Here is a 16599-nt window from a genome sequence, read left to right as displayed (position 1 = left end):
GTGCTGTGAGGCATTAAGCTAACTTATACTAATTGCCCGTGAGGCTTAACCATACAACGCTTAAGTGTTCTTGAACGCTGATACAAATAACCTTATTTTTTACTTAACTGATACGTCGGTTAAGAAGCTTTCCATTGTTAAATACGCAATAACGCTTTTGTCTGGTGGCAATAGCGCTGTGGTCCCACCTGAATCCATTTCGAACTCAGTAGTGAAACGCAGTTGCGGCGATGGTAGTGTGGCAGTCGCCATGCGAGAGTAGCTCACCGCCAGACTCCTATTAGAGAAACCCGTTGATCGTAAGATTGACGGGTTTTTTGCATTTGCGCCTATAATATTGCGCAAAAATGACACATATACACTGAAACGATGGCTTATAGATTGAACTCTGTTCATAGTCTGGTTTTAAATCCATAGGTCAGTCTATATTCAGTTCAGAATTATTTTATTTATAGGGTGTTTCACATGAGTACTAAAACTATTGATCGCAGATTCTGTGTTGCGCCCATGCTAGATTGGACTGATAGACATTGTCGCTATTTTTATCGCCTTATGAGTAGAAATACTGTTTTGTATACCGAGATGGTTACAACTGGCGCTATTATTCACGGTAAAGGTGATTACTTAAAATTCAATAGCGAAGAACAACCTGTTGCTCTACAGCTAGGAGGAAGCGATCCAGCAGCTCTAGCGCATTGTGCTAAATTAGCAGAAGAACGTGGTTATGATGAAGTTAACCTAAACGTAGGTTGTCCATCAGACAGAGTACAAAACGGTATGTTTGGCGCTTGTTTGATGGCTAGGCCTGAGCTTGTAGCTGAATGTGTTAAAGCAATGAAAGAGGTAACTTCAATTCCTATTACAGTTAAATCTAGAATAGGTATTGATGATCTTGATAGTTTTGAATTTTTAGCTGATTTTATTAAAATAGTAAAAGAGGCCGGTTGCACTACATTTATCATACATGCTCGAAAAGCTTGGTTAACGGGTCTTAGTCCGAAGCAAAATAGAGATGTCCCACCGCTAGATTACGATCGTGTTTATAAAATTAAACAGATGTTTCCTGAATTAGAAATAATCATTAATGGCGGAATAAAAACCTTAGAAGAAAGCGTAGAGCATTTAAAATATGTGGATGGTGTAATGCTAGGTAGAGAGATTTATCAAAATCCATATATTTTAGCCGAGGTTGATAGGGTTATCTACCAAGAACCCAATTTCACTCCTTTATCTAGAACTGAGGTTATGAATAAGTTGGCAAGCTATATTACTAAACACGAAAGTGAAGAAGGCAGAGCTTGGCACGTGTTAAGACACATAATGGGTTTATTTCAAGGCTTACCTGGAGCTAAGATCTGGCGACGCAATTTAAGTGAAAACGGCGTTAGATCAGAGAAAAGTGGTGCTGAATTAATGGAAGATGCAAGTAGATTTTTCAGGCAAAGTGAAAATAACTAAATAATGGTTAATCTTGCTAATTAATTGTTTTTTATTATAACTGTAACTTTACTCAGAAAATATAAAATAGAATAAAAACCAATAAAATCAACAGGATAAAATAAATTAATCTAATGGCACAACCTTTGTAATATAAGACTCGACTAAGTAATTAATTGAATAACCAATTAATAAAATTTGGAGAGAGTCATGCAATCATTAGTATTAATAACAAGTTTAATTTTATCAGGACCTGACACAACTATCGCAACTTTTGATAGTGCTGAAGATTTGAAGTCTGTAATAGATATTCAGGTTAATAGAGTAAATAATATTGTATTAGCTAGAGCTGCCGTTGATGCACAAGATACATTTCTATACCAAGCAAAGTATGCAATTAGAATAGCAAAAGCTGATGCTGAAATAGGCGTAACTTATGAACTGGCTGCTAAATAATGTTGTTTAGCATGGTTACCCTATTTATAGTGGCACTATCACCAGTGATTAGCCTAGGTTTAGCGTACTTGATATTCATAGCATTTGAAGCACGATTAAGTATGAAAACATCATCAAATCAAAAAGTTGTGGAGTAGTTGTTTTACTCCACAATCATTTTAGTAAAATCCCAAAATCCCAAAATCCCAAAATCCCAAAATCCCAAAATCCCAAAATCCCAACTATTAGTTATTTAAACCAATCAAGTGGCCAATATAACTAATCTGTATTTTATACATAACTGCATTTTAGAAATAATCTAATAGAAACAATGAGATAGTATTATTAAATTAATGGCATATTGATTGTAATGTATTAATTAATTAATTAATTGTTAAATATTGGAGTCGTTATGAAAGAGAAATATGTAGGTAACCCAATCACAAAAGATTTATTGAACAGGAAGTTGTCAGGTGTATGTGCAGGTATCGCTAAGCATTATAATATGCCTATTATTACGGTAAGAGTACTCAGCGTTATACTTGGTATTCTTTTTCCTTTGCCTGCAGTGTTTGCATACTTGCTAGCCGCATTTTTAATGCCTACTAATCGCTATTAAGCTAGGGAGAATAATATGAGTACGTTATTAAAAGTATTTTTCATCTCATTCTGTTGCGCAGTTGTTTGGGTGCTAAGCTCATGGCCTGAAATGATTATTGTAACTGACTATCATAGTGGCTTTAATGGCTCGTCAGTTATAGCTGGGATTGCTACACCGCTAATTATTATTGCAGCCGTTACTTTATTGATAGTAATGTTTAGCATATTAGGCGCTGCATTAATGACTATATTTGTCGTAATGATCCCTTTAGTTTTAATTGGCGTTTTCTTTTCTTGGCCTGTGCTATTTGTAGGCGTAGTATTATATTGGTTATTTAAACAACCAAATCATCAAAAAGCGTAGGATTAAATAGGCGTTACTTTCCGATTTTGATATTGTAGCCTTAATATAAAAGGAGATTCACATGAATAAAATTTCAACCTTGTTGGTTATGATAGTAGGGCTGTATTGCCAAAATGCTTCTGCTTTAGATATAGAAGTAAAAAATGGAGTCGTTAGATCGCCAATTCCAGGTATGGCAAATACAGTTGGTTATATGGAGTTAACTAATAAGGGCAGTGATAATATCGTATTAATATCTGCAAAATCTGATTTATCAAAAAAAGTTGAAGTTCATGATCATATTATGAATGATGGCGTTATGAAGATGGTTAAACTAGATGGTTTAACCATAAACACAAATGAAACTAAAACTTTTCAAAGTGGTGGTTTACACTTAATGTTCATTGGGTTGAATGAACAAGACGCAATGAAAAAAACAATTGATGTCACCTTTATTTTTCAAGATGGTAGTGAACAGGTTGCAACATTTGATGTTAAATCAATTCACCAACATCATCATTAAAAAGTAGGAATAATATAATGTATAAGTTGTTAAGTGCAGGTGTCGTTACTGTTATTGTTTTTTTCTTATTACTTGCGCAGTATTGGAGCTTTATGCCTGATACGTTTGACGTAGAGAAAGTATCAATTGAGAAAGCTGAAAGCTTGAATGTATCTCCTGTTACTGGGTTTACAACAACAAATACATTAATTGAAGTCACCGAGCGCTTATTGAATAAGCCTGGTGGATATTTAACGAATGATATTATGCCACCAGGTGTATTTTTAGATAATATTCCTGCGTTCGAATTTGGTGCGTTAGAAATGATCCGTGATATGGCATTGACACTACGTAAAGATTTTAGTCGTTCTCAATCACAATCCTTAGAGAACCAATATTTAAAAATTGCTCAACCTCAATTTAATATTGACTCCAAATCATGGGCTTGGCCAAGTGCTGAATCAGAATATAGCAAAGCAATTGAAGCATTAATTAAATATCGCGATACATTAGCCGATAACGAACAAGGTAATGGTCAGTTTTATGCTCGCGCCGACAACTTAAGAGATTGGTTAGGCGAAGTTGAAAAACGTTTAGGTAGCTTAAGTCAAAGACTTAGCGCAAGTGTTGGCCAAGATAGGATCAACACAGATTTATCTGGTGAAGCGGAAGCAAGCCAATCTACCTCTACTTCATCTAATTTAATGGTGAAGACAAGTTGGTGGAAAATAGATGATGTGTTTTACGAAGCGCGTGGTGCTAGCTGGGCTTTATTACATTTTTTAAAAGCAATTGAAGTTGATTTTGCTAATACGTTAGAAAAGAAAAACGCGTTAACGAGTCTTCGTCAAATTATTAGAGAATTGGAGTCTACCCAAGAGTCAGTTTGGAGCCCAATGATATTAAATGGCAGTGGGTTTGGATTATTGGCCAATCATTCTTTAGTTATGGCTAATTATATTTCCAGAGCTAACGCGGCAATAATTGATTTAAATAAGTTATTAATACAGGGATAAATAATTAGCAATGAGGCATCTACTAAGCAATATTTTTTTACTTATAATTTGCCTATCTAGCTTTGCTGCTAAGGCTGACAATTCTTTGCAATTGTCAGCTGGTCTATCTTTTTGGAGCTCCACACCTGATGGTAGTTTTGGTCAAACGGCTGACTCTGTACTGACATTAGATAAAAAGTCTGGTGTACAATATAATTACTATTTCACGCTAGAACACCAAGTAAAATTTGTACCTAATGTTAAATTTTCACAAACCACAACATCAAATGAATCTTCATCAACGTTATCCCAAACATTTTTATTTAACGACAATTTGTTCCGTGTTGCTTCTGTATTAGATGTTGAATCCACTTATGAACAGTTCGATGTGATTACTTATTTTGAGGTTTTAGATACTCGAACATTCGAATTTGATTTAGGTATGACATTGAGACAACACTCAATACATAATCAAGTTGCCAATCAAAGCGACAGCTCAGAAAGTACCTTCAGTAAAATATCAGATATTGAATTATTAGCTTTTGTGGCAGGTAAACTTAATTTACCTCTGTTAAATGTTGGAATGTTTGTAGAAACAAGCTTCTTGGATACAAGCACTTATGATATTCAAACGGGCATTAGTTATGCGGTTTACAAAACGGAATTAGTCGAAACTTATTTACAATTTGGGGTGAAAAAACAAAATCTTGAGTTTACTAATTTAGATGGTGTTTATACTCAACTTAATTGGCAAGCTATGTTTATTGGTATGGAAGCCCACTTTTAAATTACCGACTCAGTATTAGATGAAATATCTAGCAATCCATTAAAGTCTGATAATAAACTATTCAAATATCCTTTATTAAACTCAGTTGTTATTAATTTACATAACTCATTTCCCGTTTGAGTTAATTTGTAATAAGTAAATATTACTTCTTTTTGCTTCACCTTCAGGCTATAGCTTTTACCAAGATAAGATAGGTTAATCTTTTCTCCATGTAAGTAAGGTGCGGATTCAATTTCTTGCTCGTAGATTAACCCAATTTCTGCTAACGATATAATTTGAGGATAAGATAAGCCAAATTTATTTAGATTAATGCTCTTCCTGTTATTACTATAAAAAATCGACATAAAAGTCGGTTTTTTATAGACACCAGTTAAAATTTTAGCACTTTTATCGTCTCCAACTCGGCTTGTTAAGTTAATAGCTTTATAGAAAAGCAGAGCTTCTTTAGTACTTAATTCAGACAATACTTTTAAGCTTTTGTAAGAAAATGTACCTATTTGACTTAATTCTACCGCAATGATCTTTGCCCAAAGCTCATGCATGGTTTGTGAGTAACTATGCTTTGCCAGTTCAGTGAATTTCATCATCCAATCTAAATCTAATCGGTCAAATTGAGCATCTTGGTTTATATACTCAAGAGCTAAACTGAATATTTTTTCAAGGTTATTTTGCTGACGAGAAACGACTAATTGGCTACGTCTTTGCGCTCTTTGATAAGCGCTTAACTCAGGGGTTTTCAATATTACTTTATCGCCGCTTGCCACTTCGCGCACCGGTTTTGCTGATGGAGTTAAATCCTCAGCGGCGACAATATCAAAGTCGATACTCGTCGTTTGTTTTAATAAAGATAAGTACTTTGCTCTTGATGGGTGCAATGTTGAGTTAGACATAATATTAAATAGGCTCCAAAGCTAATATCACTAAACTAATGAAATTATTAACTTTGTCAAAGAGTATATTTAATCAGCTCTGATTTTAATCAAAGTAGTCTTAAAATATTCAGCATGTAAAGTAAGTAAATGCTTACTGTAAATAAAATAAATGACATAGATTGGTATCTGAAAACAGAAAAGTTATTAAATATATAGTGATATAACTTTTTAGCTGTTGATTTATAACTCTAGTTGTTGATAATCGCCCCTTGATTTAAGGGGGTCACTTTATTTTGAGTTATCTATCCTTAAATTAGTCATTGATGTTATTTCATACTTCCAAGAAATAGCATTTTATATAGTAGGTTTAAGGGAAGAAGATGCGAACTCTTCACTGCCCCCGCAACGGTGATCATAGGTTTATCTATGTTAGTCCGAGTACTTAAACTTGCTTCATCAGTGCTGTATACCAGCACCAACACATATGATGCGGTGGGCATCGTTAATGAGGTTATATGCAAACAAAACAAAACACATTTTTTAAACAGTCATTACTATCATTGGCTGTAGTCAGTGCCATTTCAACTTCTTTCATTGCTAAGGCAAACACTGAAGTTACAGCAGATGAATTAGAAACTATTACAGTGACAGCATCGCGTTCTCCAATGGACGTTGCAGATTCTCTAGCAACTCAGGTGGTGATCACTCGTGCAGATATAGAGCGAATTCAACCTAAATCAGTATTAGACATGTTATCGACAGTTGCTGGTATTGATATTTCAACATCAGGTGGTCGTGGCCAAGCGTCTTCTGTTTATATGCGCGGCGCAAACTCAGATCACACACTTGTACTGTTAAACGGTGTTCGCATTAGTTCAGCTACATTAGGATCTACCAACGTACAAAATATAGCGCCAGAACTTGTTGAACGTATAGAAATCGTAAAAGGACCTCGTGCAGCATTATGGGGATCAGATGCTATCGGTGGTGTTATCCAAATATTTACTCGTAAATTGGATGGCGGTGAACACTTTATTAGCACTACTGTTGGTAGTGAAAATTATAAAATGCTAAATGCAGGTGTTGGTATTGAGCATGGTGATGGTTTCACTAGCTTAAGTGTTGAGCATGAGTCAGCTGATGGCTTTGATGCTAAAGATGATGCTGAATTCGACAAAGATGGTTACAGCTTTAATTCTTTAGCTATTAATGGCCAACAACAAGTTAACAAAGCGTTAAGCTTAAACTGGCTAGCTCAATTAGATCAAGGTGATACCGAATACGATAGTTCATACGGCGCTAATGAAAGTGAAGTGAATAACCACGTATGGCAGTTAGGCGCCATATATGAGACTCAGTTTACTAGTGTAAATAACATCACACAATTTAGCGTTAGCCAAAACAGAACGTCAAATATCAATCACGGTAACGGAATAAGTAAAAACGACGGTAGTCAGTATGACTCTCGCCGTAATCAGTATTCTGTGATCAATAGCAGTGAGCTTTCATCGTCGTGGCAACTAAATGTAGGTGCAGATATGTACCAAGAAACATTAAAAGGCGATGCACAATATGATGAGACTTCACGTGATACCACAGGTATATTTGCACACGTGATGTTTAATCAAGACACGTTAACATCAGAGCTGGCGGTTCGCAGCGATGACGTTGAAGGCGTGGCATCTGAAACTACTTATAACGCAAGTTTTGGTTACCAATTAACAGCTAACACTCAGTTGGCTGTGTCTGCAGGTACTGGTTTTAAAGCGCCAACGTTTAACGACTTATACTATCCATTGCAATGGGGATATGTTGGTAATAGCGACTTAGTATCTGAAACATCATCAAGTTTTGAATTTAGCGTTAAAAATAAATTTGATAACTTGTCGGTTAATTTCAGTGTTTATAAAACAGACATTGAAGATCTTATCGACTGGAGTGGTTCTACTGCTGAGTTTTATGTGACACCAATTAACGTAGATAACGCTGAAATCAGTGGTGCTGAATTAGGCGCTAATTACCAAGGTTTTGGTGGTGTTCATCAATTTAGTATTAGTTATATTGAAGCTGAAGATGCGAGTACAGGTAACCAATTAGGTCGCCGAGCTAAAGAGCATGTTAGTTATCAATTTGATACAACCATTGCTAATGCGGCACTGTACGCTGAAATTCAATATAAAGGTAAACGTTATGATTATCTTTATGGTGGAACGGTTGTTGAGCTAGACGGCTACTCATTAGTTAATTTAGGCTTGAGTTATCCTGTGACGAATAATTTTAAAATTCAGGCAAAAGTGAACAATGCTTTTGATGAAGAGTATCAAAATTCAGATGGATACTTTACTCAAGGTCAAGTTGCTTACTTTGGTATTTCTTACCAAAACTAAGCTTATATAAAAGCCGATTATTAATGGCTTTTATAAGCAGCTCTTATAAATAGCACCTGATACAAAAAGCATTTAACTATTATTGATATCATCATATAGTTAGGTGCTTTTTTATTTGTGTTTGGAAAAGTAAGTTTTTTTTAAAGCTGTAGGGCTGTAGGGCTATAAGGCTATAAGGTTGTAAGGCTTTAAGGCTTTAAGGCTTTAGGGCTTTAGGGCTTTAGGGCTGTAAGGCTGTAAGGATGTAAGGTTGTAGGGCTATAAGGCTATAAGGTTGTAAGGTTTTAAATAGGTTATTTGAGCGCAAGCAAGTTGTAATGCCTTTTCTAAACGTTTTATTGAGTCTGTAGTAACTATGCCAAATCTTAATGTATCTTGCTCATCGGCTAATCGGCAATAAACCGCTTGCTGACATAACAGATGATAAAGCTGCTTAGCCGTTGTTGGCTGTTTAAAACTTAATGTAAGAAATAAATCACAACCTTTAATATCTAATAATATATAGTCTGTAAATACTTGTCTGAACATCTCTACTTGAGCCGTGGTGAGCTCATTTAACTTGGCTTTTTGGGTTTTCTGCCAGTTTGTATCAACTAATGCTTGCTCAGCAATAATCTGTGCAGGGTTATTTACTTGCCAAGGTCCCAATAACTCTTTAAACGTATTACACCAATGTTCATTCGCCACTAAAAAACCAATTCTAATCCCCGCTAAGCCAAAAAATTTACCAAACGAACGTAATACTAAAACATAATTATCATTAGCTAGCGTACAGTAAGATTGTTCGGTTGGCATCACGTCTATAAAAGCCTCATCAACCACCAACAAACCATTCAATTTTTTTAATGCACAGTGGTACTGGCTGATAAGCTCAAGTTTAAAAAACTGGCCAGTAGGATTATTTGGATTAATGATCACCACAACACAATTAACAGGTAACTGGGTAAGCTCAGGTAATGAGTCTTGATAAAAGTGCAGCTTATAGCCAGCAACTTTCCAAGCCTGAGCATGTTCTTTATAACCACGCTCTGGTAAATACACATGTTTACTGTTGGGGTTCTGTTGCTGATATAACGTCGGCAAGGCTTTTATAATGGCCTGGCTGCCATTGGTGACAACCAATTCAGAGCATTGATAATAGTGTTTGGCGGCATTAACAAGATCTACATTATGTTGTGGTAATTGCTGCCAAGCTGAATTGGGAATAGGTGGAATTGGATAGCTGATAGGCGCAATCCCGGTGGATAAATCTAACCAATCCTGCGTTGGAATATTATATTGCTTGGCAACTTGTTGTAATTGGCCACCGTGAACTAAAGCCATATTATTCCTATTGAGAAAGTTAATACGCATGCTAATAACAGCAGACTAGCGCGAGTGACCAGAGTGAAACTTACGGGAATATCATCAGTTGTCGCTTCTTTCCCTGTTCCTAAAACAACAGAGTTAATTTTTTTGCCATGATAAAGTGCGCTGCCACCAAGTTTTATATCCATCACAGTCGCGCCCGCCGCCATCACCCAACCGCCATTGTGACTCTTGTATTTATTTCCTTGGCTGTAAGCATTACGCAAGCTGTGAAATACACGTCCGTGCTTCATACCTTGTATAGCATAAAACAAGGTACAGCACTTACCTGAGATAAAGCCGAGTAAGTCATCCAATTTAGCGCTGGCATAACCAAAGTCATTAAAGCGCGCAGTACGATAACCCCACATGGCATCTAATGTATTTGCTAATCTGTGCAATATTACTAAAGGCGCTCCGCCAATAATATAATAAATCATCGATGCGATAACTGAGTCGTGACCATTTTCCAACATTGACTCTACCGTGGCTCTCGACATTTCTTGTTCGCTAAGTTCATTGGTTTGTCTGCTAACAATATAGCCAGTAAAGTGACGGGCTTGTTCAATATAGCCCGATTTTAACGGTTGATAAATTTGCATGGCGTGTTGATACAAACTATTTAAACCAATAGCTAAATACAGCACAGTGGCATCAAGACAAATTTGCCAATACCAAATAAGATCGTTAAAGCAATACCAATATATTAAGGGTAAAGGCAGCACCAATAAACACCAAGCAAAGGTGCCGAGTATTTTGCTGTTAAAAGAGCTGTTAAAAGGGCTTTGGAAAGAAAGATCTGAAGACCTATTTAACTTTGCCTCTAGCTTATTTGCTAACCAACCAAAACCAACCAGATAGTGGAAACGGGTAGCTTCGCCAAAAACTTTATCCGCTAATAACGCAAGTGACAGTGTAATAAACACAGAATACTCAGGTAGCAATGTCATTGTTTGGTTATAGATATTATCCATTCTGGAACTGACTTACCTTATATGTACAATTGGCTTTAATTAGTGATTAAATTAAAGCGTTTTTCGCTGTGTTGATAGGTTACTTGGAAAACCGAACCATTGTCGATTAATTCGTAAGCACTAATACTTGAGTGATGACCTAATTTCGCCAAAAAACAACGTAATGCCTCGCCATGAAAAATCACTAAGATATTTTTACCATTATGCTCATCCGCTAATGTTTCCAATGCGTTATAAACCCGTACTGCACAAGTGATAGCACTCTCGGATATATTAAAACCGTCAACGACCTCAATGTGTTTACCATTTAGAGAAGAGTCATCATCTACCAAGTTTAAGTCAGTATATTGTTGCATTAACTCGGGGTAATTTTTGTTTGTTTTTATATCTTGGATATAACGACCTTGCCAAGGTCCTAAGTTACGTTCAATTAATTCAACCGAATATTCTACTGGTGACTTTAGTTGCTGTTGGCAAATGAGTGCACTGTTAACTGCACGGCCAAGGGTTGAAGATACGATTAACTCTATTTTTATATCAAACAATGAGTCGGCTATGTTTTTTGACTGTAATTGCCCAACTTGGGTTAGTTCACTATCTAACTGACCTTGAAAGCGCAACTCCTTGTTCCATTTGGTTTCTCCGTGACGTGCTAAATACAAATTTGTGGTCATGTTAATTTACTACTCATCAGGATTATGTATTCACGGGGCATTGGATTGGCGGGCAGGATAACCAAATCGCTGATTGTGTTCAATCCAAAGTTTTAATTTCGATAAGGCACCTGTGGTATCAAACGACTGGATTTTCTTGAATAAAAAATATGCATGACGTACTATCCTCGCTACTTAAGGTGTCTTAGGTTGTGGCTTTCTTGTAACGTGTTTTTTTAATTACGTTATAAATGGTTTATTAAAATAAACTTAGCAAAAACAACCAATAAAGATGAAACGTGAAACTGGTGAAAACCCAGTACTGCCCCCGCAACGGTAACTGTGAGCAGCAACAAAACCACTGTATGTAATTATTGTTTTTATCGAGATAATGAAATATGGGAAGGTGTTGCAAATGCGATGATCAGGAGTCCGGAGACCGGCCTAAGTAATAGCTATTTATTCTCAATTCATAAATAGCAAAACTCGACAACTGCGGTGGGCGGTAATTCAGAGATAAGTAAATGGACTGAGTTGCCTTTAAAATATGTATAACTTGCCCACTTACCGACTTTGATCTCCTACACCGTTAGTCTATTTAAAAAGAATAGTATTTAATGGGAATGTTATGAAATCACTCAACCAAAAGTCACCAGTTAATTTGCTTATAGCCATATTTGCTTTATTAACTTTACTGATGCTCGCCACTCGTACACATCACTTCCCTAGTTTAAATAATTTGCCTAGTGCATCTATCGCTATATTTTTCTTAGCCGGAATGTATTTACGTAACATGAAAGCGTTTTGGTTCTTTTATGTTTTATCGGTTTCTATCGACCTGGCATCTTCGTACTACCGAGGCAGCTTTGGTGATTGCATAACCACATCTTATCCAGCACTCGTATTAAGTTACGCAGCCATGTTTACAGCGGGTTATTTTACTAAGCCAGATTGGCAACAAAACGCGTTACCAATCAATCTTGCTAAAGTAGCTATTGCTCTGTTTATTGCAAGTTCAATTGCATTTTTAATCTCTAACGGCAGTTACTACTTATTATCTGGCAAGTTTGACGTGTCATGGGCCGAATACACAGCTCGTGTTGATAAGTATTACTTCAAATCTATTTCAAATCCTATTTTTTATGTAGTTTCAGCCATAGTTATTGATTTTGTTTTTAGTCACTTTGTTGCTGATAAAGCCTTCGACAAACATATCAAAGCGGATCATAATTTTTAAATTTATCTAATTTTCTATTAAGGACATTTAATGGCCTCTGCCAACAAACAAGCTTCTCCTTTTCAGGACAAGCCAAGTAATACAGCAGGCAGTGGCGTTAACTGTCCTGCTTTAATTGTCGCTGCACCTCATTCTGGTTCAGGGAAAACAACGGTAACTGCAGCACTTGCACGTTACCATCGTAATCAAGGCCGTAAAGTCACCGTATTTAAAGTCGGCCCCGACTTTATTGATCCTATGATCTTACGCCAAGCCAGTGGTGAGTTAGTTTACCAATTGGACTTATGGCTGGTGGGTGAGAAAGGTTGCCAAGAATTACTGCATAAAGCGGCGCAAGAGTCAGATCTGATTTTAATTGAAGGTGTCATGGGCTTGTTTGATGGCACACCAAGCAGCGCAGATTTGGCCGAATATTTTGATATTCCAGTTTTAGCGGTTATAGACGCTAAAGCCATGGCTCAAACCTTTGCTGCAGTAACATTTGGAATGGCAAAATTTAGACCTAACTTACCTTTTTCTGGTGTTATCGCTAATCGAGTTAATAGCGAAAGACACATAGAGTTACTAAGTACTAGCTTACCTAAAGAATTTACCTTTTATGGTCGTATGCCAAAAGACGAAACCATAACATTGCCTGAACGTCACTTAGGGCTAGTACAAGCACAAGAGTTGAGTGATATTGATGTTCAACTTGATCAAGCTGCAAGTCATATAGCAAACACAGGGTTAACAGAATTACCTTTAGCGGTAGAGTTCTTTGCACCTAACTTAAACTCTACTAGTTCAGACGTTACTGACACTGACATCGATAAGCAAATTAATAAAGAGCTAGCTAAGCCGTTAGTTGGTACTCGCATTGTTATTGTTAAAGATAGCGCTTTTAGTTTTGTTTATGCTGCAAATATTGCATTTTTACAGCAAGCAGGTGCAGAGCTTATTTATACTTCAGCATTGAACGACACTCATTTACCCGACGGTGATATTTTATATATTCCAGGTGGCTATCCAGAATTATATGCTCAGCAACTTGTAGATAATGTTTCGTTTTTAAATGACGTAAGAGCATTTGCGAAAAGTAACAAGCCTATAGTGGCGGAATGTGGTGGCATGTTGTATTTACTTGATCAACTTACTGACATGGATGGACAGCAATTTCCTATGTTGGGGCTCTTGCCTGGTAAAGCCGCAATGCAAAAAAAGCTAACGGCTATTGGTTCTCAGTGGGTCAAGCTTCCGTTATTTGAGCAAGATCCACAAAACGAAAACAAGCAAACTAACAACATAATGCGCGGTCATAGTTTCCATTATTCAAGCGCCGACATTGAGTTAGAACCGCTTTGCCAAACCACTCATCACCCAAGTGAACGTGCAGGAGAATTTGTTTATCAACATAACAATATTCTTGCCTCATATATGCACTGGTACTTCCCAAGTAATCCAAGTTTAACCTTAAGTCTTTTTGATAAAACCCGTTATTTATAATAGGTTTTATCAGTCTAGATTCATTAGGACCGTCTGCAAAAGGCGTTAGTTATGAGTAATGCATAGGCACTAGTCCAGAGTGAGTCAGTACTTTCAAGTTTAACGAAAATTCGTCGGCTGTAATTCCTTTATTCTATTAATTCCTTTATTCTATTAATTCATTTATTTGAAAAATCTGAATTTTTTCCTAAACTCATATTAGAGATTTGGTTTAATTTCATACGGTTTTCAGTTAGTAACTTTTGCTAAAGTGAGTTCAAATTATAAAATGCCGACAAATAATATAATTGATGAGAATGAATACCTGTTTGCAGGTCACATAAATCATCCTGAAATTGAAGACGATGACACAACACAAGGTGTTTGGCGTGTATTGATTGTTGATGATGAGCCTGAAATACATAAAGTAACTGAGTTAGCGTTAAATGGTTTAGTTATTTTAAATAAAGGTTTGGAGTTTCTGCATGCTTATTCTGGTAATGAAGCTATTGAGTTATTAAAAAATCAGTCAGATGTTGCAATTATTCTATTAGATGTGGTGATGGAAACTGATGATGCAGGACTTATCGCATGTAAGCGTATTAGAGAAGAGCTTGGTTTAATAGATGTACGGGTTATATTGCGTACAGGGCAACCTGGCTACGCTCCAGAAGAACACGTTATTATGCAATACGACATTAATGACTATCGTACTAAAACTGAATTAACCCGAAATAAATTACTTACCTCTATATTTTCAGCTATTCGTTCATATTCACAAATTCTTCAGCTGAGTAATTCTCGAAACTTTTTAGATGCATTAAACAACTTAAATACACTTCTTATATCTCAACCAGATTTATCAAATTTTGTAGAATGCTTAGTAAAAAAATCATCTGAATTATTTAAAATTGAAGGCGATGCTTTATTATTAATAGATCATCCGATTGAAAAAGGCGAAGTATCGGAACGTGGACATTGGGTTGCTTACGGAACTGGAAGATTTGCTTCTAGTATTGCTCAACGATATGAAAATTCATTAGATACAAAAGTCATTAATTTGATCTCTCAAGCAATATCAAAAGAAAGCAATATTGTTGAAAACGATGGTTTAGTTATTTACATCAATGCGCAATCTTGTTCAGGTGTTTTATATTTTGACTGCAATATAAAAACAGATATCCCTGCGCAATTATTACAAACTTTTGTTTCAAATGTGGCTTCGGACTTAGATAACTCTCTACTACTTAAGAAAGTCAGTGATATTGCATACCGAGATGGATTAACTAATTTACCTAATAGAACGCGTTTTATTCAGCTGTTAGATGAATATACGGTCGGTCATCTTGCCGGAAATACTGTGGCGCTGGTGGATCTTGATCACTTCTCAGATATCAATGATGGTTTGGGGCAAGAAGTTGGAAATAGTTTACTGTTATCTGTTGCTGCAAGGTTACAGCAGGATTTACCATCTTCAATTATAGTCAGCCGAATAGGCGCTGATATATTTGGTTTAATTGGCGATGATAAGGCCTTAGATTCGGATTTATTATTAAGTCTTTTTGAATCACCATTTCATGCTGATGAGCATGTTATACCCGTTAATGCATCAATTGGTTATTGTCGTAAATTACAAAATGATAAAAGTGGGTTGGTGGTTTTAAAGCATGCCAATATTGCACTTAATCGTGCTAAAAAAGATATGCACTCCCGCTACAGTTTTTATCGACCAGAAATGGAAGACGAAACAAGTTGGCGTTTGGGCATGATCCGAAAACTAACAACTGACTTTCATGATGGCAAACTGCGAGTTTGGTATCAGCCGCAAATTAATGTCCAATCTGGCAAAGTTGTTGGCATTGAAGCTTTATTGCGTTGGCCGGATGATAACGGTGGTTATATTTCGCCTGTCACTTTTATACCATTAGCTGAGTATTCTGGTTTAATTGTTGAAATTGGTGCTTGGGTTATTGAGCAATCGTGTAAAGAGTTACAAAGATTAAAATCACTTTCATATCATGATTTAAGAGTAGCCATTAATGTATCTATGCCACAATTTAGAAACAGTGACTTTGTTAAAAATCTATTATCTACAGTAGAAAAATTTGATGTGAAACCTGAGTTAATAGAGTTAGAAATTACCGAGAGTGTGGTAATGGACGATCCTAAAACGGTAGTTAAAGCACTAAAACAGTTAAAGGCAAATAAATTTACTATTGCTATTGATGACTTTGGCACTGGTTTTTCTTCATTAAGTTATTTACATCAATTACCGTTAGACAGAATTAAAGTGGATAGGGAGTTTATTAAAGATATCGGTTCCGGTGGTGACGGTATTATTGCCGAAACAGTAATAAATTTAGGTCAAAAGTTAGGACTAGAAACTATTGCTGAAGGTATTGAAACCCAGTTTCAACTCGATTATGTAAAAAACTTAGGATGTGATGAAGTACAAGGTTATTTCCACGCTAAGCCGATGCCGGTAGATGAATTAGAGACGTTTTTAGCCAAAGCTAATTAATGTGTTTATTATCAGCAATAAAAAAGGTGAGTAAATAGTTACTCACCT

General features: G+C 36.2%; 15 protein-coding genes, 1 rRNA gene and 2 riboswitches. Of the genes, 12 read left to right on the top strand and 4 right to left on the bottom strand.

The window, feature by feature from the left end:
• The first annotated feature begins 160 nt into the window (after positions 1–160).
• The 8 genes from rrf to Q0940_RS05905 all read left to right on the top strand — a co-directional run bounded on the left by rrf (position 161) and on the right by Q0940_RS05905 (position 5099).
• Positions 161–275, top strand: a 5S ribosomal RNA gene (rrf, locus tag Q0940_RS05940).
• Between the two features lie 190 nt (positions 276–465).
• The gene (dusA, locus tag Q0940_RS05935; protein WP_299265457.1) at positions 466–1458 is read left to right on the top strand and encodes a tRNA dihydrouridine(20/20a) synthase DusA; all 993 of its coding nucleotides are present in this window, start codon (positions 466–468) and stop codon (positions 1456–1458) included.
• A 189-nt stretch (positions 1459–1647) separates the two neighbouring features.
• Entirely contained in the window at positions 1648–1893 is a 246-nt protein-coding gene (locus Q0940_RS05930) for a hypothetical protein (protein ID WP_299265454.1), read from the top strand.
• A gap of 391 nt (positions 1894–2284) precedes the next feature.
• Positions 2285–2491 carry a PspC domain-containing protein gene (locus tag Q0940_RS05925; RefSeq protein ID WP_299265450.1) on the top strand — a complete coding sequence of 69 codons (207 nt, stop codon included), beginning with the start codon at positions 2285–2287 and terminating at the stop codon, positions 2489–2491.
• Between the two features lie 15 nt (positions 2492–2506).
• A complete protein-coding gene (locus Q0940_RS05920) occupies positions 2507–2836 on the top strand; it encodes a hypothetical protein (RefSeq protein ID WP_299265446.1) in 330 nt (109 codons plus the stop codon).
• 61 nt (positions 2837–2897) lie between these two features.
• A complete protein-coding gene (locus Q0940_RS05915; protein ID WP_299265443.1) occupies positions 2898–3338 on the top strand; it encodes a copper chaperone PCu(A)C in 441 nt (146 codons plus the stop codon).
• Between the two features lie 17 nt (positions 3339–3355).
• Complete coding sequence (locus tag Q0940_RS05910) at positions 3356–4333, top strand: DUF2333 family protein (protein WP_299265441.1); 978 nt, start codon at positions 3356–3358, stop codon at positions 4331–4333.
• 10 nt (positions 4334–4343) lie between these two features.
• Positions 4344–5099, top strand: coding sequence for a TIGR04219 family outer membrane beta-barrel protein (locus Q0940_RS05905; protein ID WP_299265439.1), 756 nt, complete (start codon positions 4344–4346; stop codon positions 5097–5099).
• On the opposite strand, the gene Q0940_RS05900 is transcribed toward Q0940_RS05905, so the two are convergent.
• Positions 5096–5989: a TIGR03899 family protein gene (locus Q0940_RS05900; protein ID WP_299265438.1), complete on the bottom strand. Its 894-nt coding sequence runs from the start codon at positions 5987–5989 to the stop codon at positions 5096–5098. The genes Q0940_RS05905 and Q0940_RS05900 overlap by 4 nt on opposite strands.
• A 351-nt stretch (positions 5990–6340) precedes the next feature.
• A riboswitch (cobalamin riboswitch) is annotated at positions 6341–6415 on the top strand.
• Between the two features lie 71 nt (positions 6416–6486).
• Here Q0940_RS05900 and Q0940_RS05895 point away from each other — a divergent pair.
• Entirely contained in the window at positions 6487–8358 is a 1872-nt protein-coding gene (locus Q0940_RS05895; RefSeq protein WP_299265435.1) for a TonB-dependent receptor, read from the top strand.
• A 258-nt stretch (positions 8359–8616) separates the two neighbouring features.
• Here the strand turns inward: Q0940_RS05895 and cobD are convergent, their stop codons facing one another.
• The 3 genes from cobD to Q0940_RS05880 are packed head-to-tail and all read right to left on the bottom strand — an operon-like array spanning position 8617 to position 11353.
• A complete protein-coding gene (gene cobD, locus Q0940_RS05890; protein WP_299265433.1) occupies positions 8617–9681 on the bottom strand; it encodes a threonine-phosphate decarboxylase CobD in 1065 nt (354 codons plus the stop codon).
• Positions 9672–10679 (bottom strand): CobD/CbiB family cobalamin biosynthesis protein, encoded by a 1008-nt coding sequence (locus Q0940_RS05885; RefSeq protein WP_299265430.1) that lies wholly within the window; start codon positions 10677–10679, stop codon positions 9672–9674. Before Q0940_RS05885 ends, cobD begins: the two co-directional genes overlap by 10 nt.
• A 35-nt stretch (positions 10680–10714) precedes the next feature.
• Complete coding sequence (locus Q0940_RS05880) at positions 10715–11353, bottom strand: histidine phosphatase family protein (protein ID WP_299265425.1); 639 nt, start codon at positions 11351–11353, stop codon at positions 10715–10717.
• A gap of 214 nt (positions 11354–11567) precedes the next feature.
• A riboswitch (cobalamin riboswitch) is annotated at positions 11568–11795 on the top strand.
• A 165-nt stretch (positions 11796–11960) separates the two neighbouring features.
• On the opposite strand from Q0940_RS05880, the gene Q0940_RS05875 reads away from it, so the two are divergent.
• The 3 genes from Q0940_RS05875 to Q0940_RS05865 all read left to right on the top strand — a co-directional run bounded on the left by Q0940_RS05875 (position 11961) and on the right by Q0940_RS05865 (position 16551).
• On the top strand, positions 11961–12569 hold the full coding sequence (locus tag Q0940_RS05875) for a hypothetical protein (RefSeq protein ID WP_299265422.1): 609 nt from the start codon (positions 11961–11963) through the stop codon (positions 12567–12569).
• Between the two features lie 30 nt (positions 12570–12599).
• A complete protein-coding gene (locus Q0940_RS05870) occupies positions 12600–14051 on the top strand; it encodes a cobyrinate a,c-diamide synthase (RefSeq protein ID WP_299265419.1) in 1452 nt (483 codons plus the stop codon).
• Positions 14052–14319: 268 nt separating this feature from the next.
• A complete protein-coding gene (locus tag Q0940_RS05865) occupies positions 14320–16551 on the top strand; it encodes an EAL domain-containing protein (RefSeq protein WP_299265415.1) in 2232 nt (743 codons plus the stop codon).
• Positions 16552–16599 lie beyond the last annotated feature (48 nt).

This window comes from uncultured Psychrosphaera sp., from assembly GCF_947500655.1.
Classification (GTDB): Bacteria; Pseudomonadota; Gammaproteobacteria; order Enterobacterales; family Alteromonadaceae; genus Psychrosphaera.
Note: the sequence above shows the minus strand (reverse complement) of the source record. Positions and strands in the feature narration are given on the sequence as shown.